The sequence below is a fragment of the Ruegeria sp. AA3 genome, assembly GCF_056542905.1.
Genome location: NZ_JBQGAQ010000006.1, coordinates 44,100 through 67,487, shown reverse-complemented (window position 1 = coordinate 67,487; position 23,388 = coordinate 44,100). Strand labels below are relative to the sequence as shown.

Annotated in this window: 20 protein-coding genes, 1 tRNA gene and 1 pseudogene; 11 read left to right on the top strand and 11 right to left on the bottom strand. The window is 56.4% G+C overall.

Translation table 11 applies throughout. From position 1 onward, the window contains the following. Positions 1–109: 109 nt before the first annotated feature. A complete protein-coding gene (locus tag ACR0JR_RS12060; RefSeq protein ID WP_480456341.1) occupies positions 110–559 on the bottom strand; it encodes a methyltransferase family protein in 450 nt (149 codons plus the stop codon). A gap of 218 nt (positions 560–777) precedes the next feature. On the opposite strand from ACR0JR_RS12060, the gene kynU reads away from it, so the two are divergent. After that, a complete protein-coding gene (gene kynU / locus ACR0JR_RS12055) occupies positions 778–1,971 on the top strand; it encodes a kynureninase (protein ID WP_480456339.1) in 1,194 nt (397 codons plus the stop codon). On the opposite strand, the gene ACR0JR_RS12050 is transcribed toward kynU, so the two are convergent. After that, the gene (locus ACR0JR_RS12050) at positions 1,964–2,542 is read right to left on the bottom strand and encodes a TetR/AcrR family transcriptional regulator (protein WP_480456337.1); all 579 of its coding nucleotides are present in this window, start codon (positions 2,540–2,542) and stop codon (positions 1,964–1,966) included. The two genes, kynU and ACR0JR_RS12050, sit on opposite strands and share 8 nt — an antisense overlap. Before the next feature lie 99 nt (positions 2,543–2,641). Here ACR0JR_RS12050 and ACR0JR_RS12045 point away from each other — a divergent pair, with 99 nt between their 5' ends. Beyond that, positions 2,642–3,106, top strand: a complete 465-nt coding sequence (locus tag ACR0JR_RS12045; RefSeq protein ID WP_170476616.1) for a (2Fe-2S)-binding protein — start codon at positions 2,642–2,644, stop codon at positions 3,104–3,106. 3 nt (positions 3,107–3,109) lie between these two features. Beyond that, positions 3,110–5,350 (top strand): xanthine dehydrogenase family protein molybdopterin-binding subunit, encoded by a 2,241-nt coding sequence (locus ACR0JR_RS12040; protein WP_480456335.1) that lies wholly within the window; start codon positions 3,110–3,112, stop codon positions 5,348–5,350. A gap of 39 nt (positions 5,351–5,389) precedes the next feature. Here the strand turns inward: ACR0JR_RS12040 and ACR0JR_RS12035 are convergent, their stop codons facing one another. From ACR0JR_RS12035 to ACR0JR_RS12025, 3 genes are all read right to left on the bottom strand, one after another. Continuing rightward, a complete protein-coding gene (locus ACR0JR_RS12035; RefSeq protein ID WP_029622151.1) occupies positions 5,390–6,169 on the bottom strand; it encodes a gamma-glutamyl-gamma-aminobutyrate hydrolase family protein in 780 nt (259 codons plus the stop codon). Positions 6,170–6,304: 135 nt separating this feature from the next. After that, positions 6,305–6,730 (bottom strand): GlcG/HbpS family heme-binding protein, encoded by a 426-nt coding sequence (locus tag ACR0JR_RS12030; RefSeq protein WP_010442816.1) that lies wholly within the window; start codon positions 6,728–6,730, stop codon positions 6,305–6,307. Between the two features lie 81 nt (positions 6,731–6,811). Next, on the bottom strand, positions 6,812–8,986 hold the full coding sequence (locus tag ACR0JR_RS12025) for a malate synthase G (protein WP_480456333.1): 2,175 nt from the start codon (positions 8,984–8,986) through the stop codon (positions 6,812–6,814). Between the two features lie 205 nt (positions 8,987–9,191). On the opposite strand from ACR0JR_RS12025, the gene pepN reads away from it, so the two are divergent. From pepN to ACR0JR_RS11990, 7 genes are all read left to right on the top strand, one after another. Then, positions 9,192–11,744 (top strand): aminopeptidase N, encoded by a 2,553-nt coding sequence (gene pepN / locus ACR0JR_RS12020; protein WP_480456331.1) that lies wholly within the window; start codon positions 9,192–9,194, stop codon positions 11,742–11,744. Positions 11,745–11,782: 38 nt separating this feature from the next. Then, complete coding sequence (locus ACR0JR_RS12015; RefSeq protein WP_480456329.1) at positions 11,783–12,169, top strand: hypothetical protein; 387 nt, start codon at positions 11,783–11,785, stop codon at positions 12,167–12,169. 126 nt (positions 12,170–12,295) lie between these two features. Beyond that, complete coding sequence (locus ACR0JR_RS12010; protein ID WP_480456328.1) at positions 12,296–13,549, top strand: hypothetical protein; 1,254 nt, start codon at positions 12,296–12,298, stop codon at positions 13,547–13,549. Between the two features lie 77 nt (positions 13,550–13,626). After that, positions 13,627–15,138 (top strand): Asp-tRNA(Asn)/Glu-tRNA(Gln) amidotransferase subunit GatB, encoded by a 1,512-nt coding sequence (gatB, locus tag ACR0JR_RS12005; protein ID WP_480456326.1) that lies wholly within the window; start codon positions 13,627–13,629, stop codon positions 15,136–15,138. 152 nt (positions 15,139–15,290) lie between these two features. After that, positions 15,291–16,529, top strand: coding sequence for a peptidase T (pepT, locus tag ACR0JR_RS12000; protein ID WP_480456325.1), 1,239 nt, complete (start codon positions 15,291–15,293; stop codon positions 16,527–16,529). Positions 16,530–16,627: 98 nt separating this feature from the next. Continuing rightward, entirely contained in the window at positions 16,628–17,059 is a 432-nt protein-coding gene (locus ACR0JR_RS11995) for a DUF4177 domain-containing protein (protein WP_480456324.1), read from the top strand. Positions 17,060–17,180: 121 nt separating this feature from the next. Beyond that, on the top strand, positions 17,181–17,726 hold the full coding sequence (locus ACR0JR_RS11990) for a hypothetical protein (RefSeq protein WP_480456322.1): 546 nt from the start codon (positions 17,181–17,183) through the stop codon (positions 17,724–17,726). Between the two features lie 247 nt (positions 17,727–17,973). Here the strand turns inward: ACR0JR_RS11990 and ACR0JR_RS11985 are convergent. Beyond that, positions 17,974–18,049 (bottom strand) — tRNA-Thr (locus ACR0JR_RS11985). A 179-nt stretch (positions 18,050–18,228) separates the two neighbouring features. Here ACR0JR_RS11985 and ACR0JR_RS11980 point away from each other — a divergent pair. After that, positions 18,229–19,104, top strand: a complete 876-nt coding sequence (locus ACR0JR_RS11980; protein WP_480456320.1) for a hypothetical protein — start codon at positions 18,229–18,231, stop codon at positions 19,102–19,104. Positions 19,105–19,114: 10 nt separating this feature from the next. Here the strand turns inward: ACR0JR_RS11980 and ACR0JR_RS11975 are convergent. From ACR0JR_RS11975 to ACR0JR_RS11955, 5 genes and pseudogenes are all read right to left on the bottom strand, one after another. After that, positions 19,115–19,225: pseudogene (locus tag ACR0JR_RS11975) on the bottom strand (GapR family DNA-binding domain-containing protein); the annotation flags it as partial. Positions 19,226–19,477: 252 nt separating this feature from the next. Further along, positions 19,478–19,876, bottom strand: coding sequence for a RidA family protein (locus tag ACR0JR_RS11970; RefSeq protein ID WP_480456318.1), 399 nt, complete (start codon positions 19,874–19,876; stop codon positions 19,478–19,480). Continuing rightward, complete coding sequence (locus ACR0JR_RS11965) at positions 19,869–20,783, bottom strand: sugar kinase (RefSeq protein WP_480456316.1); 915 nt, start codon at positions 20,781–20,783, stop codon at positions 19,869–19,871. Before ACR0JR_RS11965 ends, ACR0JR_RS11970 begins: the two co-directional genes overlap by 8 nt. Before the next feature lie 55 nt (positions 20,784–20,838). Next, positions 20,839–21,894, bottom strand: coding sequence for a D-TA family PLP-dependent enzyme (locus ACR0JR_RS11960; protein ID WP_480456314.1), 1,056 nt, complete (start codon positions 21,892–21,894; stop codon positions 20,839–20,841). Beyond that, positions 21,891–23,357, bottom strand: coding sequence for a M81 family metallopeptidase (locus tag ACR0JR_RS11955; RefSeq protein WP_480456312.1), 1,467 nt, complete (start codon positions 23,355–23,357; stop codon positions 21,891–21,893). Before ACR0JR_RS11955 ends, ACR0JR_RS11960 begins: the two co-directional genes overlap by 4 nt. Positions 23,358–23,388 lie beyond the last annotated feature (31 nt).

Genomic DNA, 23,388 nt, shown 5'->3' with positions numbered 1-23,388 from the left:
ATTCAGGCCAGGTGGGTGTTCAGCATAGAATGACAAGCAGACATGTATCCTGCGCAAGATTATTTCGCAAGCGCAGCAATTATAGTGCTGTGTCATGATGACCACACCCTTAAATCCATCGCCGTGTTTTGCGTTCGTAGCGCGCGAAATCGGCGCGGAATGTGCGGCGCAACCTGTCTTCCTCGGGAATGATAAAACGGCGCTCCAAAAGCCAGACAAAGATCGGAAGCAACACCAACGACAACACCGCGTCGAAGCGCAAGATCAATCCCGCCAATATCAGCACATCGCCCAAATAAATCGGGTTGCGGCTGCGTTTATAGATACCTGATTGAACCATCGTTGACGGCGTTTCATGCGGAAGAACAGTGGTGCGGTGACGGCGGAATTCGACCACAGCCATGATCGCAAGAATAATGCCGCCTCCGACAAGAATGCCGCTGAGCAAATCCGTCAACGCCCCGTTCAAAGACAGCCCCACCGGCAGCACGCGCGCTTGCACCCAAGCCAACGCGGCAAAACCCACAAGCCAAACAGGTGGAAGATCGATCCAGCGCATGGCCTTCCCCAAAGCGGTGACACACACCCACGCATGTCGTTTCTGGGCGCTGTGTTATCGCTTTCTGACTTTGAAGGCAAAAGCAAAGGTTGTCGCATCCTGAAAAGTAGGCGCACGTTCAAGCCAACAAGGCACGAGGTGCCAAGAATGGACAGGTTGGTTCAGATCAGATAGGCCAAAGTCAAACATCCGAACCAAAGCTGTAGAAAAGAAAATCCATGACCGATTTCGCCACAACCAAATCCATGTTCCATTTACCCGAAGGCGTGTTGTATCTGGACGGCAACTCCCTGGGTCCGTTGCCGAAATCGGCAGCGAACCGCGTCGAGGGCATGTTGAAGGATGAGTGGGGGCAGATGCTCATCACCGGGTGGAACAAGGCCGGTTGGATGGGTATGCCGACCGGACTGGGCGACAGGATCGGACGGCTGATCGGTGCTGAGCCTGGCAGCGTTGTGGTGGGCGATACTCTGTCGATCAAGGTGTATCAGGCGGTTGCCTCAGCGCTAGAACTGAACCCTACTCGCAGAGTAGTCCTGTCTGACAACGGCAATTTCCCGTCTGACTTATACATGGCCGACGGTCTGCTGCAGTCACTGGGGCCCGACTATGAATTGCGCGTGGTCGACCCTCAGGATGTTGCCGAGCATATCACCGAAGAGGTCGCGGTTCTGATGCTGACCGAAGTCGACTACCGCTCGGGTCGTATGCATGACATGAAAGCACTGACCGAACTCGCCCATGCCAATGGCGTCGTGACGGTTTGGGATCTGGCACACTCTGCGGGGGCCGTCCCGGTTGATCTGTCCGACTGCAATGCGGATTTCGCTGTTGGCTGCACGTACAAATATCTCAACGGTGGCCCGGGTGCGCCCGCCTTTATCTATGTGGCCCCACGCTTGTCTGGAAAAGTGCGCCCGGCGCTTTCGGGCTGGTTGGGGCATGAATCCCCCTTTGCTTTCGATCTCGACTATCGCCCCGGTGCCGGGATCGAGCGGATGCGGGTCGGCACCCCACCGGTCATCCAGATGGCCGCCTTGTCGGCGGCGATGGATATCTGGGATATGGCCGAAATGGCCGATGTGCGTGCCAAATCCATCGAATTGACCGAGTTGTTCATCGCTCGCGTCGAAGCCACCTGCCCCGACTTATCCCTGGCGAGCCCCCGTGATCCTGCCCAGCGCGGCAGTCAGGTCTCGTTTCATTTTAATGAAGGCTACGCTGCCATGCAGGCCTTGATCGCGCGTGGCGTGATCGGTGATTTCCGAGCGCCCGACATCATGCGTTTCGGCTTCACGCCGTTGTATATCGATGAAGGTGATGTGGAACAGGCCGCCCAAATTCTTGCCGACATCATCACCAACAAATTGTGGGACAAGCCGGAATACAAGATCCGTCAGCGCGTTACCTGATCTCCAGTGCCGCGCCCAACAGCGTGGCCAATTGCGAAATGCCCTGCTCGAATTCTTCAGCGCTGGAGGCCGTCATTTTGATGCCCTTCAGCGATGTTGTTATCGTTTTTGCGGCCTCATCCGGGCCAACCGGCAAATGCGCACGACCAGCAGAATTTTCACGACGCAACCAATCCGCGTAAAGACGCGTTAGTTTGGCCTCACCCTCCTGAACGATGTCGGTCGACATGGACTTTGTTGCATCGAGCATTTCAAGCCCATGTGGCGATGCCAAAATCTCGGCCATCCCTTGGGATTGTGCTTGGACGGCGCCTGCAAGAATTTCCGACAAAGAGCCTTCACCGGCCAATGCCTCAGTCACCAGTATGACTTTTTCGTCGTAGTAATACTGAGTCAGCTCGCGGACGATGGCCTCTTTATTTTTGTAATGCAGATATACTGCGGGCCGCGACATCCCTGCCCCTTTGGCGATGTCATCCATGGACGTCTTGCGAAACCCATAAGCTGCGAAGGCTCGAAAAGCCGAACTCAGAATGGCCGCAGTCTTGGATTCTTCATTTGCACTCGTCATGAGAGAACCTCTGACATTTCTTGTATATTTTGTCAATTGACAAGCTGACACTTTCCATTAAATATGTCAGAGACCAGCCAAAGCTAAGAGAGGTGCGCCATGGCGACGGCCCTAAAGATCAACGGAAAGACCCATCAGGTTGATCTGCCTGATGATGTGCCCTTGCTGTGGGTGCTGCGAGATGAGGTTGGACTGACCGGCACTAAGTTCGGTTGCGGCGTGGCCGCCTGCGGTGCCTGCACAGTTCATATTGATGGTGAGGCCGTGCGGTCCTGCCAGGTGGCACTTTCGGATGTTTGGGGAGATGTCACCACGATCGAAGGGCTTGGTACACCTGACGCCATGGCAACGATCCAGAAGGCCTGGGTTGATCATCAAGTGGCCCAATGCGGCTATTGCCAGTCGGGCCAGATCATGCAGGCCGCAGCCCTTCTGGCCGAAAACCCAGCCCCATCGGACGCTGATATCGACGACGCCATGCAGGGCAACCTGTGCCGCTGCGGAACCTATCCCCGCATCCGCGCTGCCATCCACGACGCCGCATCTAAGCTGAAGGAGGCCTGATCCATGGCAAGCATCGGAAAAATCCTGCGCCGCACCTTCCTGATCGGATCAGCCGCCATTGTCGGTGGCGTGGCCTTTGGCGCCTATTATGTCACTCGTCCTGCCGCGAATCCGCTGAAGCCGCGTGAAGGTGAAACCGCGCTCAGCCCCTTTGTTCTGATCGATCAGCAGGGCGTGACCCTGTTCGCGCCGCGTGCTGAGATGGGTCAGGGCGTGATGACCACCTGGGCGGCGCTGATCGCCGAAGAATTGGATGTCGAACTGGACGATATCCGCGTGCTGCACGGTCCTGCTGCTGCGGCCTATTACAACCACGCCCTTATGGGCGAAAGCCTGCCGGGCAAGGGCTATGACATCTCGGATTTCCAGCACAATCTAGGTGAAGCACTGGGTGTTCTGGGTCGAACGCTTAGCCTGCAGGTCACCGGGGGTTCGACCTCGATGAAAGACGGGTTCGAGCGGATGCGGATGGCCGGTGCCACAGCGCGCGAGACGCTGAAACAGGCTGCAGCGGATCAGTTGGGCGTCGAACGCGACCAGCTCAAGACTGAAAATGGCGCGGTCGTTGTCCCGGATGGCACGCACATTCCCTATACCGAACTGGCCGAGGCCGCAGGCCAGATCGAGCCACCCGAGGTCACCCTGCGTGCCCCGTCCGAATGGCGTTTGATCGGCAAATCCCTGCCCCGCATCGACATTCCGGGTAAATCCACCGGCACCGCCGAGTTTGGCATCGACGTGCGCCCCAAGGGTCTGAAATTCGCCTCGGTCCGCATGAACCCCAAACTGGGCGGCACCATGAACGGCTTTGACGCCAGCGCGGCCGAAACCATGCCCGGTGTTGAAAAGATCGTCGATCTGGGCACCGGCGTTGCGGTGATTGCCAACAACACATGGCTTGCCATGCAGGCGGTCGAGGCGATCGACGTGGATTGGGGTGAAGCCCCCTATCCGCCCGAAACCGACGCGATATTCGCGCAAATTGCCAAGGCGTTCGATGACGCGCCGAACTCGACCATGCGCGATGATGGCGATGTCGAAACCCTACCCGAAGGTGCGACCGAGATCACGGCGGAATACACCGTGCCCTATCTGGCCCATGCCACGATGGAACCGATGAACGCCACGGCGCTCTATACCGGTAACAAGCTGGACCTGTGGTGCGGCAATCAGGCGCCGACGCTGATCCAGATGCGGGTGGCCAACACCGCCGGGCTTGAGACCGAGGCAGTTCAGATTCACACCACCTATTTGGGTGGAGGCTTCGGCCGCCGGGGCGAGCTGGATTTCGGCGAGATTGCAACCAAAATCGCCATGGCGATGCCCGGCACCCCGGTTCAGACCACCTGGAGCCGTGAAGAGGATATGCGTCACGATTACTACCGTCCAGGTGCCAAGGCCCGGATGCGTGGTGCGGTGAAGGACAGCAAAGCCGTTCTGATCGACGGCAAGGTCGCCTCCCAATCCCCAACCCAGCAAGCCGTGAAGCGATATACCGGCTTTTCCGGCGGGGGACCCGACAAAGTCCTTGTCGAAGGTTTCTTCAACCAACCTTACGCCGTTCCGAATTATCGCATGAGCGGCCACATCGCTGATCTGGCCGTACCGGTTGGTTTCTGGCGCTCGGTCGGCAACAGCCACAATGGTTTCTTTCACGAGACCTTTTTGGACGAGATGGCCCATGCCGCCGGGCGTGACCCGCTGGACTTTCGGATTGAACTGACCAAGACCGAATTCGCCCCAGCTGCGGGATGTCTTGAAGCCGTCAAGGAGATGTCAGGTTGGACCGGCAAGACCCCAAATGGTGTCGGACGTGGCGTGGCGATGACTTACAGCTTTGGGACCCCGGTCGCGCAGGTGATCGAGGTGGTGGACGAGGATGGAACCATCCGCATCCGCAAGGCCTGGATCGCCTGCGATGTCGGCCTCGCGCTCGATCCGGCAACAGTTGAAGCGCAGATGATTGGCGGCATGATCTATGGCCTTTCGGCCGCGACCTCAGGCGAGATCGCCTTCTCGGATGGGGAAGTCGAACAACTGAACTTCCCGGACTATGACGGGCTGCGGATGCACAGCACTCCGGTAACAGAAGTCCGGGTACTCGAAACCCAGAAACATCTGGGTGGTGTCGGTGAGCCGGGTACTCCTCCCTCGATGCCCGCTTTGGGGAACGCGTTGTTTGATCTGACCGGAGAGCGCGCGCGCAGCCTGCCGCTGAACAAACAGTTCAACTTAATGGTCTAAGAACGATTTGGTCCGGCGCCGCGTCGGGCCAATTCACCTTCAGGCCGTGCGCTGGAAACGGGCCGCCTCATTCCCTTCGGCCCAAGCGTGAACAGCGCGTCCGAACGCCTGGAACAGCGGCCGTGAGACTGGGTCATTCGCCGCATCCCACTCTGGATGCCACTGGACCGACAGGGTAAATCCGGGCGCGTCCTTGACATAAATCGCCTCGGGCGTTCCATCAGGGGCGTGGCCGTCAATCACCACATTCTCGCCCAATGTTTTGATCCCCTGCCCGTGAAGTGTGTTGGTCATCACTTCAGCCGCCCCCAACAAGCGGTGGAAAACTCCACCTTCGGTCATCTTCACGACGTGCCGCAGGGCAAACTTTTCCTCCAACGTGCCATCGGGTGGCATGCGGTGGTTCTGGCGCCCAGGAAGATCGCGAATTTCAGGATAAAGCGTGCCACCCAAGGCGACGTTCACTTCCTGAAATCCTCGGCAGATCCCAAAAAACGGCTGCCCCCGCTCGGCACAAGCCCGGACCAGAGGCAGCGTGATCGCATCCCGTGCGCGGTCGAACTCACCATGCGCTTCGGTTGCGGGCTCGCCATATTCCTCAGGATGAACATTGGGGCGCCCGCCTGTCAGCAAAAACCCGTCACAAACCTCTAGCAATTCGTCGACCGATACATAGCGCGGATCAGCAGGTATCAGCAAAGGCAGACAATCCGATACGTTGGACACCGCATCAGAATTCATCGTCCCGCCCGCATGCGTCGGGTACTGATCATTCATCAAGTAAGAGTTGCCGATAATTCCAACAACGGGGCGCGCCATTCCAAGTCCTTTGTTTCGCAGGTATTCTGCAAAACCTATCGGCAGCCCGAGCCGCGCGCAACGACACAGACCCTGCATGGCAGCGCAAGCGCGTGTTCAGCCGCGCACATCCCCTGTAAAATCGATCCGAGGGTTTTAGATCTCGCCCACGAGCCCGGCACCCTCAATGCCAACTAGCGCGGCTTGGGCGTCATTGTCGGACGTGTCGCCAGTGACGCCCACGGCACCAATCACTGCACCCTTACGGTCACGCACCAGAACTCCGCCTGGGACTGGTACAACCTGACCGCCGTAAACCCCGTTCACCGCCGCCATGAAATAGGCCTGCCCTTCGGCGCGCTGCATCTGCGCAGTACCCGCCATGCCCAGCATCACCGATCCGTATGCTTTGCCATGCGCAATTGCAAACCGCCCCGGCGCGGCACCGTCTTCGCGTTCAAAAGCGATCACGTGACCGCCCGCATCCAGAACCACAACCGAGAGGGGCTTCAGCTCCATCTCACGCCCTTTTTCCAGCGCTTTTCGAATGATGGTCCGCGCTTTGCGCAATGAAATAACCATGCCCGATCCCTTTCATCTGGCCCAAAATATACTCTGGAGAGCGCAAGGGGGTAGACAGCCCCCTCGTTCCCGCCCCTACCCTTAGCGCAAGCTTGCCTTCAGTTCTAACCGGCGCGCGTGCAGCACCGGTTCAGTATATCCTGAGGGCTGCACTCGCCCACGGAATACCAGATCACACGCCGCCTGAAAGGCGATCCCGTCAAAACCCGGCGCCATCGGCTTATAGGACGGATCATACGCATTCTGCCGATCCACTACAGCAGCCATTTTCTGCAGCGCTGCCATCACCTGCTCCTGACTGATCAGATCATGATGCAACCAGTTCGCCAACGCCTGAGACGAAATCCGGCAGGTCGCGCGGTCTTCCATCAGACCAATGTCGTTGATATCCGGCACTTTCGAGCAGCCGACGCCTTGATCGACCCAGCGCACAACATAACCCAATATGCCCTGAGCATTGTTCTCGATCTCACGGGTAATCTCCTCAGCGCTGAGATTGCGACCACCCAACAGTGGCACCGTCAACAGATCATCCAGCGTCCCCCGAGCAGCGCCAGCGGCTAACTCGTCCTGACGCGCCAGCACATCGACCTTGTGGTAATGCGTTGCGTGCAAGGTTGCGGCAGTGGGCGAAGGCACCCAGGCGCAGGTTGCGCCCGCTTGAGGGTGACCGATCTTGGCCGCCAGCATATCCTCCATTCGATCCGGCATTGCCCACATGCCTTTTCCGATCTGTGCCTTACCCTTGAGGCCACAGGCCAATCCGATATCGACGTTGCGATCCTCGTAGGACGCAATCCAAGGCGTCTCCTTGATATCGCCCTTGGGCAGCATCGGACCCGCCTCCATTGAGGTGTGAATTTCATCCCCTGTGCGATCAAGAAAGCCGGTATTGATGAATGCCACGCGTGATTTCGCGGCGCGGATGCATTCCTTGAGGTTGGCCGAGGTGCGACGTTCCTCATCCATGATGCCAAGCTTTACGGTATTCCGTGGCAGGCCCAGAATGTCTTCGACCATGTCGAAAATCTCGACCGCGAACGCGACCTCTTCGGGGCCGTGCATCTTGGGTTTGACCACATAGACTGAGCCGGTGACCGAGTTGCCGCCCTCACGCTGCAAATCATGCATGGCGATCAGCGTGGTGCAAAGCCCATCCATCAGACCCTCACCAATCTCGCGCCCTTCGGCATCCAGAACGGCGGGGTTGGTCATCAGGTGGCCCACATTTCGCACCAGCATCAGCGAGCGGCCTTTCAGCACGGCTTGATCGCCGCTGGCAGTGGTGTAGTCCACATCACCCGCCAATTTGCGGGTGAAGGTGTTGCCGCCTTTGGTGACCTCTTCGGTCAGGTCACCTTTCATCAAGCCCAGCCAGTTGCCGTAGGCCACAACCTTGTCCTCGGCATCGACACAAGCGACTGAGTCTTCGCAGTCCATGATCGTCGACAGGGCGGATTCCAATCGTACATCCGCGATGCCCGCAGGGTCAGACGTACCAATGATACTGGACGGGTCGATCACTATTTCAGCGTGGAGGCCATTCTTCTCTAACAAGATCGACGACGGCGAATCCGGGTCGCCTTTGTAGCCTACAAAACGCCCCGCCCCATGCTTTTGCGATCCATATATGTACGCTCTTTCGTCATCGTCCATTGTGACGACTAGGTCCCCGTCCTCGACGGAAAAACCTACAACACTTGACCAATCGTCAATCGCTGGCGTGCAGAATAAGCCAAGATGGTGTTTGGCCCACGCAATCACCCTTGCGCCACGTTCTGCGTCATAGCCTTTGCCAGCAGGCAGATCGCCCAACGCATCTGTACCATAAAGCGCATCATACAGACTGCCCCAACGGGCATTCGCCGCGTTCAGCGCAAAGCGTGCATTGGTGATCGGCACAACCAACTGCGGGCCTGGTGTCAGAGCGATTTCGGGGTCGACATTGGTGGTTTCGATTTCGAAATCCTCGCCTTCATCAACCAGATACCCAATCTCACGTAGGAAAGACTGGTACTCGCCAGCATTGATGGGCAGGCCGCGCCGCGCCGCATGCCAACCGTCGATGCGCCCCTGAATGTCAGTACGCTTTTCCAACAGCGCGCGGTTCCTCGGGCCCAGCTCATTCACCAAACGCTCCAGACCCGACCAGAACTGATCAGCCGTGACCTTTGTGCCCGGCAGTGCCTTCTGTTCGATGAAGTCCACCAGAACCGGGTCGATCTGCAGTCCGCTGCGGATCTCTCTGCTGCTCATGTTCCGAATCCCCTACGATTGTGTGCCATTGTATGCGCCCATCAATTAGGTGGTTTGTTTCCGATAGGCAACTTGTGCCCATAGGTTCAGTTTTTTCGGCCAAACACGAAACTGTTTCAAATCTATCTGGACAATTGCCCATTGGTTGCAGCGCCAGCGCGAAGCCCCTAACGTCACGCCAGATTCCCAGATGATGAGGCCCCCGATGCGCGACGCCGCCCCCACCACGATCTATCTGAAAGACTACACCCCGTTTGGTTACCTGGTGGACAACGTGCATCTGACTTTTGATCTGGCACCCAATGCCACGCGCGTGACCTCTCGGATAAAATTCCGTCCGAATCCCGAAGCGACGGACCACACATTCTTTCTGCACGGGGAAGAACTGAACCTGATCCGAGCTGCGATTGATGGCGACGTGATCACGCCCGAGATCACCGCAGAAGGCCTCACCGCTACAGTTCCTGACGCACCTTTCATCTGGGAGGCCGTGGTCGAGATTGATCCCGCTAACAACACCGCGCTTGAAGGTCTCTACATGTCGAATGGCATGTACTGCACCCAATGCGAGGCCGAAGGCTTTCGCAAGATCACCTATTACCCTGACCGCCCGGATGTGATGTCCACCTTTACGGTGCGCATCAACGGAGACCTGCCGGTGCTGCTGTCCAACGGCAACCCCTCGGACAAAGGGGAAGGCTGGGCGGAATGGGTCGATCCGTGGCCCAAACCCGCCTATCTGTTCGCGCTCGTCGCCGGGGAGCTGATTGCCCACCCTGGCCAGTTCACCACCAAATCTGGTCGCGACGTTGAATTGAACCTCTGGGTTCGTCCAGGAGATGAAGGCAAATGCGCCTTTGGCATGGAAGCGTTGAAGAAATCCATGAAATGGGACGAGGATGTCTATGGCCGCGAATACGATTTGGACGTGTTCAACATCGTGGCGGTCGACGATTTCAACATGGGCGCGATGGAGAATAAGGGGCTGAACATCTTCAACTCCTCCGCCGTTCTGGCAAGCCCAGAAACCTCGACCGATGCGAATTTCGAACGGATCGAGGCGATTATCGCGCATGAGTATTTCCACAACTGGACCGGCAACCGCATCACCTGCCGTGACTGGTTCCAGCTGTGTCTGAAGGAGGGGCTGACGGTGTTCCGCGACGCGCAGTTCACCTCGGACATGCGCTCGGCCCCGGTAAAACGTATTCACGACGCCATCGACCTGCGCGCGCGACAGTTCCCCGAGGACAACGGGCCTTTGTCGCACCCGGTGCGGCCCGAGAGTTTTCAGGAAATCAACAACTTCTACACCTCAACCATATATGAGAAAGGCGCTGAGGTAATCGGTATGCTGAAATGTCTAGTGGGTGACGAGGCCTACTCAGAGGCGCTGGATCTCTATTTCGACCGCCATGATGGACAGGCCTGCACGATCGAGGACTGGCTGCAAGTGTTCGAAGAGACCACTGGTCGCGATCTGAGCCAGTTCAAGCGCTGGTACAGTCAATCGGCAACGCCAAGGGTCTCGGTCGCTGAGGATTGGGCCGATGGCACCTACACCCTGACTCTAAGCCAACGCACCGAACCTACGCCGGGGCAGGAGGACAAGCAGCCTCAGGTCATTCCTGTCGCCGTGGGTCTGCTCGGCCCGAACGGCGATGAGGTACGCGTAACCGAAGTGTTGGAACTGACCGAAGCCGAACAGACCTTTAAGTTCACCGGTCTCGCCGCGAAACCTGTGCCTTCGATCTTGCGGGGTTTCTCGGCTCCGGTGATCCTGGAACACGATTCAACGAATGCAGAACGCGCATTCCTACTTGCCCATGACACCGACCCGTTCAACCGCTGGCAAGCGGGAAGGTCGCTGGCCGAAGACACCCTTCTGCGCATGATAACCGAGGAAGCAACACCAGAGGCCGACTACCTCGACGGTTTGCTGTCAGTCCTTCGCGATGAAACGCTGGACCCTGCTTACCGGGCGCTCATGTTGGGTCTGCCAACGCAATCAGAACTGGCTGCGGCGCTGCATGAAAAGGGGATCACCCCCAATCCGATGGCGATCTGGAGGGCGGTTGAAACTCTGCGTCAAGCCACGGCCCAGTACGTACAAGACCTGCTGCCCCGGCTTCACAGTGAAACGCTGGTGGATGCGCCCTACCAACCAGACGCCGAACAATCAGGAAAGCGCGCCTTGGGCAGCGCAGCGCTGGCCCTGACCTCGCGCCTGGATGGAGGCATCAAGGCGGCCGAAGAGTATGCGCGCGCCAACAACATGACCCAGCAACTCACCTCTTTGTCCTGTCTGCTGCGCGCGGGTAAAGGTGAGGCTGAATTGGCCGCATTCTATGATCAATGGCGACATGATCGGTTGGTGATGGACAAATGGTTCGCCCTGCAGGTTTCGATGGCTGGTCCAGAAACTACGGTCGAAACCGCGAGCAAACTGACTGAGCACCCGGATTTCAATTGGAAAAACCCCAACCGCTTCCGAGCGTTGATGGGATCTCTGGTCGGAAACCATGCGGGGTTCCATCAGACCGATGGCGCAGGTTATGCATTGCTGGCAGACTGGTTGATCCGACTCGACCCGGTGAACCCGCAAACCACCGCCCGGATGTGCAGCGCGTACCAGACCTGGAAACGCTATGACGCGGACCGTCAGGCCCTGATCCAAAAACAACTGAACCGCATCGCCGAAACTCCAGGCCTGTCTCGCGACTCGACCGAAATGGTCTCGCGCATCCTGGGCGCATGACCGCTTTCACATTCACACGACAGAACCGAAATCTGCGAATGGTTTTGATTCTAATTGGCATCTATGCGGTTCTGACGGGGCTGATCGTCCTGTTCGATGCGGTCTGGTGGCTGATAGGCCTGCTGGCCCTGACCACTCTGCCCGCGCTTTGGGATGTACTCCACGATACCAGCGCGGGGATGGAACTGTCAGATGGCACCTTACGCTGGCATACAGGTCAGCGTCGGGGCACGCTGGATCTTTCTACAGTGATACGCTTTCGGTTCGACACGCGATGGGACTTTTCGGTACGGGTCTCAGCGATACTGAAATCCGAAAAACGACTGCGTCTGCCAGATGAATCACTTCCTCCACACAAACAGCTTGAAGAGGTTCTGCAAAAGGCGGGAATCGCCGTTGAACGTCATCATTTTAGAGTATTTTGAAACGATTCATCGAATCTGAACACGATTGGTGCCTGAAATACTGGTTTGAGGTAGTGTCTCTTTGAATTGAGCACAATTTTTGGCAAACTGAACGCGTTACTAGTTTGTTCCAGTTCGAGTTCTGCCATGTTTTGGTCTATCAAGCCTTTTGCCGCCCGTTTTTTCGGTTCCTCCACTTCAACGCCCCTGCCTGCGTCAGTCGCTGATGCCTCCGCTTGGCTTGTCGCATCGGGCCAATTGAATGTCCCTATCGTCGAAACGGACGAACAGGATGCAAACGGACATCAGGTGATTGAACGCGGTCGCTATCTGGCGCGGCAGGATATGTGGGCCGAACTTTCGCAAGAGATGCGCGCTGCGGATCAAGCACGCAAATCCACGCCCTGCGGACAGCCCATAGCAGACCTCTTGGCCTTTGGCGCCCGTTCAGATGTCGTGCTGGCTGTCGAGCACGCGCTGTCAGATGGCAAGGCGATGTCAGACTACGATCTGCTGGGTGGAATTTTCGAGCTGGAAGGCGAGATCCAAAACCATCCCAACGATCCGATGATCACGCTGGTCGTTGCACTGGCCCATATTGATCTTGCCTGGGCATGGCGCGGCGATGCGCATCCAGAGGCGCTGCCTTCATTGCATCAATCTCGCTGTGCGGCGCATTTCGACCGTGCGGCAGCATTGCTGCCACTTTGCCGTTCTGCAATGCCAGACAGCCCTGCGATTGCCGCAGCTGATTGCGCTTTGCTGGCAGGTCACGTCGATCCGCGCACCCGTGTGGCAGATAAGTATGAACACTTGATCACTCTAGACATTCAGAATCATCGCCATATGCGCGCGATGGGCAGCCACCTGCTGCCGCGCTGGTTCGGGAGCTATGAAGAGCTTGAAGTTCAAGCATTGCGCAACGCGGCGCGGACCCAGAAAACATGGGGCGCAGGCGGATACACCTGGGTACAGTTCGACGCCATCGCATTGGATGACGAGGCCTGCGCACGGGTGGATGTGGAATATTTCCTTGAGGGTCTGCGGGATATCGTAGCGCGTCGCCCGGATCAGCAAACTATCAACTTACTCGCGGCCTATTGCGCGATCACCCAGCAGAACCGAATGGGGCAAAACCCTCAGGCGGATATCGCCCGCAAACAGATTTGTGAGGCTGCCAATTGGCTGATCCGCGACCACCTGACCGAACTGCACCCTCTGATTTGGGCCCATGCAGCAAACGGGTTCAACAATAGCCTTCGCGTCAACTCATCCGAGCGATTTGCTGCACGCGGTCGCCGCGATGCGTTAAAGGCCATCGCCAACCTGTTACGCGAAGAACTGCGCAGCGGGCAAAGTGTGACGTTCACTCCGTCAGGGCTGCAGTTCTCGGGGAACTAAACCGCCATTGCCCCTTGCCCCTTTGGCGCGCCGGGCCTAATACGCAGGCTTAGACTTCTGCGGAAATGAGGCGCGCCATGCTCGACCTGACATACGAAATGCCCAAACCCAAAACCATTGCCGGGGCCAAGCACGATTGGGAACTGGTGATCGGGATGGAGGTGCACGCTCAGGTCTCATCCAATGCCAAGCTGTTCTCGGGCGCGTCGACCCAATTCGGGGCCGAGCCGAATTCGAACGTGGCGTTTGTGGACGCCGCGATGCCGGGGATGCTGCCGGTGATCAACGAGTATTGCGTTGAACAGGCCGTGCGCACCGGGCTGGGATTGAAAGCGGATATCAACCTGAAATCGGCCTTTGACCGTAAGAACTATTTCTATCCTGACCTGCCGCAAGGGTATCAAATTTCCCAGCTTTATCAGCCTATTGTGGGTGAAGGGGAAGTTCTGGTCGAGATGGGTGACGGCACTGCGCGTATGGTACGGATCGAACGCATCCACATGGAGCAGGACGCGGGCAAATCGATCCACGACATGGATCCGCATATGTCCTTTGTCGACCTGAACCGAACCGGTGTCTGCCTGATGGAGATCGTTTCGCGCCCCGATATTCGCGGACCGGAAGAGGCTGCCGCCTACATCGCCAAGTTACGTCAGATCATGCGTTATCTCGGCACCTGCGACGGTAACATGCAGAACGGCAACTTGCGGGCGGACGTGAACGTCTCGATCTGTTTGCCGGGTGCGTATGAGAAGTATCAGGAAACACAGGACTTTTCGCATCTAGGCACACGCTGCGAGATCAAGAACATGAACTCGATGCGCTTTATCCAGCAAGCGATTGAGGTCGAAGCACGTCGTCAGATCGCAATCGTCGAAGGCGGCGGCACGATTGATCAGGAAACGCGCCTGTATGATCCGGATAAGGGTGAGACACGCTCAATGCGGTCTAAGGAAGAAGCGCATGACTATCGCTATTTCCCCGATCCTGACTTGCTACCGCTGGAGATCGAACAAGCGTGGGTCGACGACATCGCCGCCAAGCTGCCGGAGCTGCCTGACGATAAAAAATCTCGTTTTATCAGCAAGTTCGGCCTGACCGACTACGACGCTTCTGTCTTGACCGCTGAGGTGGAATCAGCGGCCTATTTCGAAGAGGTCGCCAAGGGGCGCAGCGGCAAGCTGGCTGCAAACTGGGTGATCAACGAGCTGTTTGGCCGGTTGAAGAAAGAAGACCATGACATCACCGAGTCTCCGGTGTCTCCCGCTCAGTTGGCGGGAATCATTGATCTGATTTCGTCGGACGCCATCTCGGGCAAGATCGCCAAGGACCTGTTTGAGATTGTCTATACCGAAGGCGGCGACCCAGCACAGATCGTCGAAGAGCGCGGTATGAAGCAGGTGACCGATACCGGCGCGATCGAGGCCGCTCTGGACGAGATCATCGCCGCCAATCCAGCGCAAGTTGAGAAGGCCAAGGTGAACCCGAAACTGGCGGGCTGGTTCGTCGGTCAGGTGATGAAGGCCACCGGCGGCAAGGCCAATCCAAAGGCCGTGAACGAATTGGTCAGCAAGAAGCTGGGTTCGTAAATCTTCCGAGTTGTACAAACCCCGGACAGGGGTTTGTTCAACTTGTACATAACAAAAAGTTAATTTCAGACCGCTCCAATCGGGCAGGCCATCGGCTTGACTCCTCGACCGAATGGGCATTCTTCTTCCCGCAACGCGGAGAGGAAGCAGACATGAAAAATCGGTTTGATCAGGAACTGGAAACCCGGCTGGTGCGCTATGCCGCCATCGATAGCCAGAGCGATGAGACCTCGCCCTCGACCCCCAGCACCGAAATCCAGTTCGACATGCTGAACCTGCTGCGACAAGAGCTGACCGAGATCGGTGCGCAGGATGTCGAGATGACCGGTGACAGCGTTGTCGTGGCAACCATCCCTGGCACAGCCGACGGACCGACGATCGGATTTCTGGCGCATGTGGACACCGCGCCCCAGTTCAACGCAACCGGGGTCAAACCTCGGGTGATCAAAGGGTATAATGGTGGCGAGATTACCTTCCCCGATGATCCCGATCTGGTGCTGTCACCCGAAGAACATCCTTATCTGGCCGAGAAGATCGGGCATGATCTGATCACCGCCTCGGGCACCACCCTGTTGGGGGCTGATGATAAGGCAGGCGTTTCGATCCTGATGACGATGGCGAGTCACTTGCTGGAGAACAATGACATCCCCCACGGTCCGATTCGCATCGCCTTTACCCCGGATGAAGAAATCGGGCGCGGCGTTACCGAACAGCTACCCAAGGATCTGGGCGCGGATTTTGCCTATACGCTGGACGGACAGGAACTGGGTGAGATCGAATACGAAAGCTTCTCGGCGGACCGAGCCGTGATCAAGATCACCGGCGTGTCGATCCACCCCGGTTTGGCCAAGGACAAAATGGTAAACGCGGCGCATCTGGCGGCAAAGATCGTGCAGACACTACCTCAGGCGACGATGACACCCGAGGTAACGGATGGGCGTCAGGGGTTCATACATGTCACCGATATGAATGGCGGTTCGTCCGAGATGGAGATCAAGCTGATCCTGCGCGATTTCGAAATGGATGCGTTGGAAGCCCAGCGCGAAATTGTCCGTCAGGTCTGTGCTGCCGTTCAGGCCACCGAACCGCGCGCGACCATCTCCTGCGACATCTCCCATCAATACCGCAACATGCGCTATTGGCTGGAAAAGGACATGACCCCTGTCGATCTGGCGCGCGAAGCCTGCCGCGAACAGGGGATCGAGCCAATATCGGTTCCGATCCGGGGTGGCACCGATGGCTCCCGCCTAACCGAATTCGGCACACCCACGCCCAACATATTTACGGGCATGCAGTGTATTCATGGTCCGCTGGAGTGGATCTCGGTGCAGGACATGGCGATCGCAACCGAAACCTGTCTGTCGCTTGTGGGCAAAGCCGCGCGGAGCTAAAGCCACAGTGCGGGCCGAATTTCGCCAATGCGTGATCTTGGCTTTCACCCGCCTGTCAAAATGTTAATTTGCCCGGGTTACGCAATTAGGACCAGTTGATGCAGCGCTACGAATATAAAGTTGTCCCCGCTCCGCAAAAGGGAACCAAGGCGAAGGGCGTGAAAACGCCCGAGGGCCGGTTCGCCACCTCAATTGAGCAGATGTTGAACCAACTGGGCCAAGAGGGTTGGGAATATCAGCGTGCAGAATTGCTGCCCAGCGAGGAACGCACAGGTTTGACGGGTTCAGCCACTAACTGGCGAAATGTGCTGGTATTTCGCAGGGCGCTTGCTCCGGATGAGCCGGATTCGAAAAACCCGGTTGAAGAAGGCGCCACCCCGACCGCGCGCCCGGTCCCCGGACCTGACGATGGACTGACAGAACCGCCGGCCGCCCCTGCCCCGATCTCAGAAGAGCCGGAAGACCCGCCATTGTCGCTGAAGCCCTCGGGTGAAACGGCAGAAAAAGACCAGACCGAGCCTTCGCGCTAGCGTGGCTTCGCGGATTCTAATTGGCTGGCTTGCGTTGAATGTGATCAGCTCTACCAATGATATTTGTGCGCGATCAGGATAAATCCACATCAACCCTGACACATCGCGCCAACCTCTTGCGATGAGCCCCAAAGGAACTATGGGAATAAATCGAGCAATCATCGCTGCTTTGATAGCAATGGCAACTGCTGGTGCCGCTTTAGCCCAACAGCAACCGAAACTGTATGTTGATCCACCGGTCCACTACCAATGGAATAAACAAGTCCAATATGACCCGATCGAGCATGTGGAAGTGATCGGGGCGGTCAACCAGAACCGCGAAAGCCACCGATGTCAATTTGCCCACAGTGTTGGGAACGGCGATGAACAGAGCACGTACCTTTTGACGCGGCACGTGGGTGAGGATCGCGTTGCGGAAATCCACCGGGTTAAGGGTGACATCATATCTACCGAGTATCGCGATATGATCGATGCCATCGAGTTTATTCGCCTTTATGACAACGATGCCGCGTTTGCCTTCGATGGTTGCTTTGCATTTATGACCAACGAAGCGCGGCGCGAGGCTCAGACCAAGGCGACAACCCAACGCGAACGGCTAACTAACTTTTGCCGCGATGAGGTAAACCGCAATCTATCCATTTGCCGCGAGTTTTTACCAGGGAATTAGACCGAACGCGAATTTAGGCAGGTTGTCCTAGTGCATAACAGTAAGGCTTGGCACGACCAGAGCACCGATTTAGGGGAAGCCTTGGAACACAAGGCAGACGTTTACGCGGCTGCTGGGTTCAAACTGGCCGACCGAATCCTACGGACTGAGTTGCAGCGGCGCGACTGACATCAGACTGACACGAGTCGAGCATGTGCGGCAGCGTGTCATTGTATATACAAATTAATTTAACATTTTCAGGATATTCTGGTGCCCCCACACGGACTCGAACCGCGGACCTACTGATTACAAATCAGTTGCTCTACCAGCTGAGCTATAGGGGCACTGGGTCTCGATTAATCGCTCGGAACAGGGACTGCAAGCCCGAATTTTCGCGTCGCCTTAACTTTGTGATGGTTTGCCTTAGGATAACCTAATAATCAGGCCTTATCCAAATTTGACTGCGCCGGGGACAGGTTGTAACCCAAGCGATAATTTCGCCCGAGGCAAGGACAATTCCAATATGCAGATGGTCATCCAAGCCGGAGCACACTTTACCGACCACGACCCGTTGCTCAATCTACTTCAGGCGAACGTACAGCTTGTCGCCAAGAGCCAAGCGGCATTTTGGGGGATGCGTCCGTTCAGAAAGATCTTTCGGCCAGCACTGAAGCCTGCGGCTGACCGCCCTTCGCACCAAGATACGCGGGCAAGGTTTCAGAAATTAATGCCTCAGGGGCAACAGGTTGATCGAGCGATCCTGTCAAGTGCGCTGTATCTTGGTGAACGGGCATCGATCATCATGGATGGGCAGTTCTATGCGAATGCGGGTCAAAGGATGTCCTATATGGACCACCTGTTCAGCGATTCGTCTGTCGAACTGTTTGTGGGGCTGCGCAATCCCGGCAGCTTTATTCCGAAGGTATTGATGTTGCTATCGGCCCCCGAGCGCGAACATATAGTTGCGACGACCGATCTGAGTTGCCTGAGTTGGCTTGCGATGGTTGAGGACATTCGCGATCTTGCTCCGGACGTCAAGATCACCTTGTGGAGTAACGAGGATTCTCCTCTGATCCTTGGTGACATTGCACGCGCACTTGTCGGACTACCCGCGGACACGCAGCTTGATCAGGAATACGCGCTGCTGTCCTCGCTCATCTCGGATCTGGGTAAGCAGGAGCTGAAGGGGTTGAGGGAACAACAACGCCCACCCAACGATCCCATTTTCAGAGGAAGGTTAGCACAGATTTTTCAGCAGCATGCGCTGACAGAGGCGATCGAGGAAGAGGTGGAACTGCCCGGCTGGAGCGAAGACATTATCGCGGCGTTTACCGAGCTTTATGAGCAGGATCTGGCACGGCTCCGGACCATGCCAGATCTCCGATTTTTGAACCCGTAAGCGGCTGAAGTTACATCCCCAGCGCTTCTTTGTACATTTCCAGCACGGCTTCTTCTTCGGCGATATCGTCCTTGTCGCGCTTGCGCAGGGCGACGAAGTTGCACATCACTTTGGTATCGTAGCATATTTACGAAATGAATCTGTCTTAAATATCGGGCAAGCTCGTCCGCTCGCAGCCCAAAGCGAATTTTCACAAATGGACTCTGCAAACCCCAGAAGTGCAACCATCCGGTCTTAGCCTTATCAACAATAAATGTTCGTATTACTCCCGGTGCGTTATAAAACGTCCTTCCAAATGGTGCTCTATAATATTTCAAGAAAATAGGCTGGCAAAAAGTGCCAGCTCAATTCAATTGGAAAGAGTTTCTTGGAGCTAGCCCAGCGGTTTGTATGCGACCGCATCAATCTCGACCTTGGCGTCCACCATGATTTGCGAACGGACGGTTGAGCGCGCCGGGCCGCCATTTGGGAAGTAGCTCGCGTAGACCCGGTTGAACGTCCAAAAATCTCGAGGATCGTCCAGCCAGACGCCCACTTTCGCTACATCATCCAGAGTGCAATCAGCCAGCGCCAAAGCTGCTATCAGATTTTCCATCGTTTTTCGGGTTTGTGACTCGATGCCTCCCGCTTCTATTTCCTCATTTTCTTTCATTGCCACCTGCCCGGATATGAACACAAAGTCGCCGGCTCTTACAGCTGGAGCAAAAGGTAGCGGTTGACCACCTGCACCGGTCCTGTCATCGCCCAAGCGCACGATCTTTTTCTCAGTCATTGAAGTGATTTCCTTCTGTTAGGTCTTTTCCGTAAGGAATGGGGTCCACGGCACCAAAGCCCGTAGTCGAAAGGGCCGCGCCGCGGTTCGCGAGTTCAGCAGATTTCAAGGCATCCTTGTTTTTCAGGTAAGCGGACAGAAAAATTCCGTTAAAACAGTCTCCCGCGCCGGTAGCGTCGACCGCCGGGACTGTTACTCCGGGAATTGTGAGAATGCCTTGCCCGTCGGATATGGATACACCGTCCGCACCAAGCGACAGCGCTACAACTTCAGCACCCAGATTGTGGTAGAAGTCAATTATGTCCTCGGGGCTGTGAAGGCTCGTCAATTGACGGGCGTCATCGAGCCCTGGCAGCACGATATTGCAGCGCCGCATTGCATCGTGAGTAACCTGCCGGGCCTTGTCTAACGGCCAAAGAGCTGTCCGCAAATTGGGATCGAAAGCAATTGGTACGCCAGACTGCCGCGCTGTGTGGATTGCTTCCTGAGTTGTTGATTGAAGCTCTGGACTTACCCCAAGACTGATCCCGGAAGTATAAAACATCCTAGCATTCGAGATTGCATCGCCTGGAATTTGTTCCGGTAACATCCGACTGGCGGCGGAGCCCTTTCGACGGTAAACGAAATGGTGCCCGTCTCCATCGTGAAAGACAAAATAGAGCCCTGTGTCCTCACCTGAGGCAGATAACACGTGCTCGTGGTTCACACCTTCTCGGGACCACAAACCCCGAAGCTTCTCGCCAAATTGGTCGTCTCCGACGCGCGCAATCAAGGCGACGTCAATCCCCTGTCTGGCAGCAGCGACAGCGACGTTGGAAACATCTCCGCCGAATCCCCCTTTGAACAGGCCATCCTGGCACGCGTTTAATTCGAACAGGGGTTCCCCTAAACATATGAGGTCAGCCATGTTTCACCTTATTGATGCCCGACGCAGGCGTCGTCCTTGGGCTGCGGTTTTGCCGTTATTGAACTTTGCCTCGCGCCACGACTGGAACAGGCCCCAGCGAATGATCCCCGCGAATGGTCTCAATCTGATCAACCATGTTGGTCACAACACAGGCATGGTTTGGAATAATCCGGATGCGCTCGCCAACTTTCAGATTGATCTGATCGGCCTTCAGAACGCCATGTTCCTCTGACAGACCTTGAACCAGAATGTCCGGGCGACCTATCACGTATCCGTGGCCTTCCAGTCCCAACAGATCTGAGGTCAACACTTTAGATCCCGCATCAATCACAGCCCGATTGTCTGCAGGGACTGAGATCACCGTTGCGAGGACGCTCAGCGCACAGTCCTCCCACGTGCAGACGCCCTGTGCCTGAAGGGAGCGGTCGTTATAGATATAGGTGCCAATCCGATATTCAGTTGCAACTGGAACATCCTGCGCCTGCCACATTCCTGGTGAGCCGCCATGGGACACGACGGGCACCGGCAACCCGATCTCTTCGATTTCTCGTTTGGCTCTGGTGAGCCATTCTTGAACAGCAACCTCTTGGCCCGCCGGCGGATAGGTCATTAGACCGAGGAATGTAACACCTGGCTGGCTATCGATATAACGTGCCAGATCTCGCGCCTGCTCAGGGGTGGTTACGCCACAACGCGCCGCGCCGGTGTCGCACTCTACTAGTACACCCAGTGGTGTCGCAGCATCTGCAAAAGATTTCGACAAACCGTCAACGGTTTCGGTGTTGTCCGCGACAACAGACAATCTCACCTTCTCTGACAGGGCACGCAACCGCGCCAACTTGGCGTCACCGAGGATATTAAAGGTTATCAGCACGTCGTCGATACCACCCTCAGCAATCATTGCCTCGGCCTCACTCACTTTCTGGCAGGTTATACCAATAGCACCGGCATCTATCTGCCGTTTGGCCAGCATAGGTAGTTTATGGGTTTTGATGTGCGGGCGGACGGCGAGTCCGTGTTTCGCACAATGCCCCTGAAAGCGGTCGATGTTCGCTTCGGCGATATCCAGGTCGACTAGTACGGCCGGTGTGTCGATATCAGGAAAAATCATTCCACAATTTCCTCGTGAGGGTTTTTGACGATAGGCCAAATTGGGCGTGTCAGATTATTGTAGCGTGTTTTGGTGGGATCATTCGGATAGGGCCCTTCGACGGCTGCATAGATAATTTCGGTAGCGACGTCGGAGAAGGCACCATGGAAATGGTTTGTAGATTTGACGACCAGTATCTTTTTCTCAGTGACATCGATGCCGAGGTTAGTGAACAGGTCTGGCGAGAACGCCTGACTTCGGTTTGAGTTCAAAACGACCTCTATCCCACCCAAACGAATGACCGAGCAATCTCCCATGGGAACGATGGATGCACCAAAGCTTTGAACTGCATTGCGTTGATTGCGGACAACTGTGACCGTGGCGTCAATTGGGTTACCTGCGAGAGCCGACGTTTTGCCGCCGAAGCGTAGATCGAATACTGCGCCCTCTCCAGCCGCATGGCATAGGCGAACAGCCATGGGATCCCATATCGTGCCGAAAGCGACAGATTTAAGGTTTTGAGCAATGGCCTCTTCAAGGATCAGGGTTGAATCCCCTGCTACGCCTCCGCCCGGGTTATCCCACACATCCGCTACGACTACAGGTCCATGCGTGGCTTTCTGAGCCTTTCTCAATGCTTCAACCGGAGACAGGTAGTCTGGCTTTGTCTGTCCTCGGAACGAAAACAGCTCCGTCCCCAAATTCCGGGCTATATTGTCGGCTTTGGCCTGATCATCATCTGTCAAAACGACGATTTTGGCGCCGACATCTGGGGAATCGCCGGCCATAAACCCGTGAATGACAGAAGCTGAAAGAACTTCCTCCTTTGCCTCCATCCGGTTCAACTGATCGACAAATCCGCGCATGGGTTCTTGGCTGGTTGGCAGGACATCCAACATACGAACGTCAAAAACTGAGATAACGGGCCGAATGTCTCCTTTGATCGTGCGCAGTGTCAGATCGACACAGGCTTCTCCTGCTTCAACAAAATCAGTATGCGGAAATTCTTTGAACACAGTGATTACGTCCGCATTCGATACACGTTTCTGGCTGAGATGACTGTGCGGGTCGAAACTGGCTCCGATAACCGTTTTAGGGCCGACAATTGCACGAACGGCTTCGATCAAATCACCTTCGCAATCCACACACCCTTCGGCAATCATCGCCCCATGCAGACCTAGAACAACACCGTCCAGAGGAAGCGCAGCCGTGACCTGATCCAGCACTTCTTGCTTCAGGCGTCCCCATGTTTCGCGGTTTAGCAACCCGCCCGGTTCCGCCCATGTGGCGGTGCCCTCGATCAACTCCAGCTCGTTCGCCTGCGCCCGTTTTCTCAGTGCCGGAAACACAGCGCTGCACAACGTGGGGGTAATGGGATGTTCGCCGGGTGGTGCGTAAAAGCTCTGCTCGAAATCGGAAAAATCCGTGCGCAGGGGGGAAAACGTATTTGTTTCGGTCGCAATGGACGCACAGAAAACCCGCATGTCTAATCCAATTCGTTGTTTGGGTCGGAGA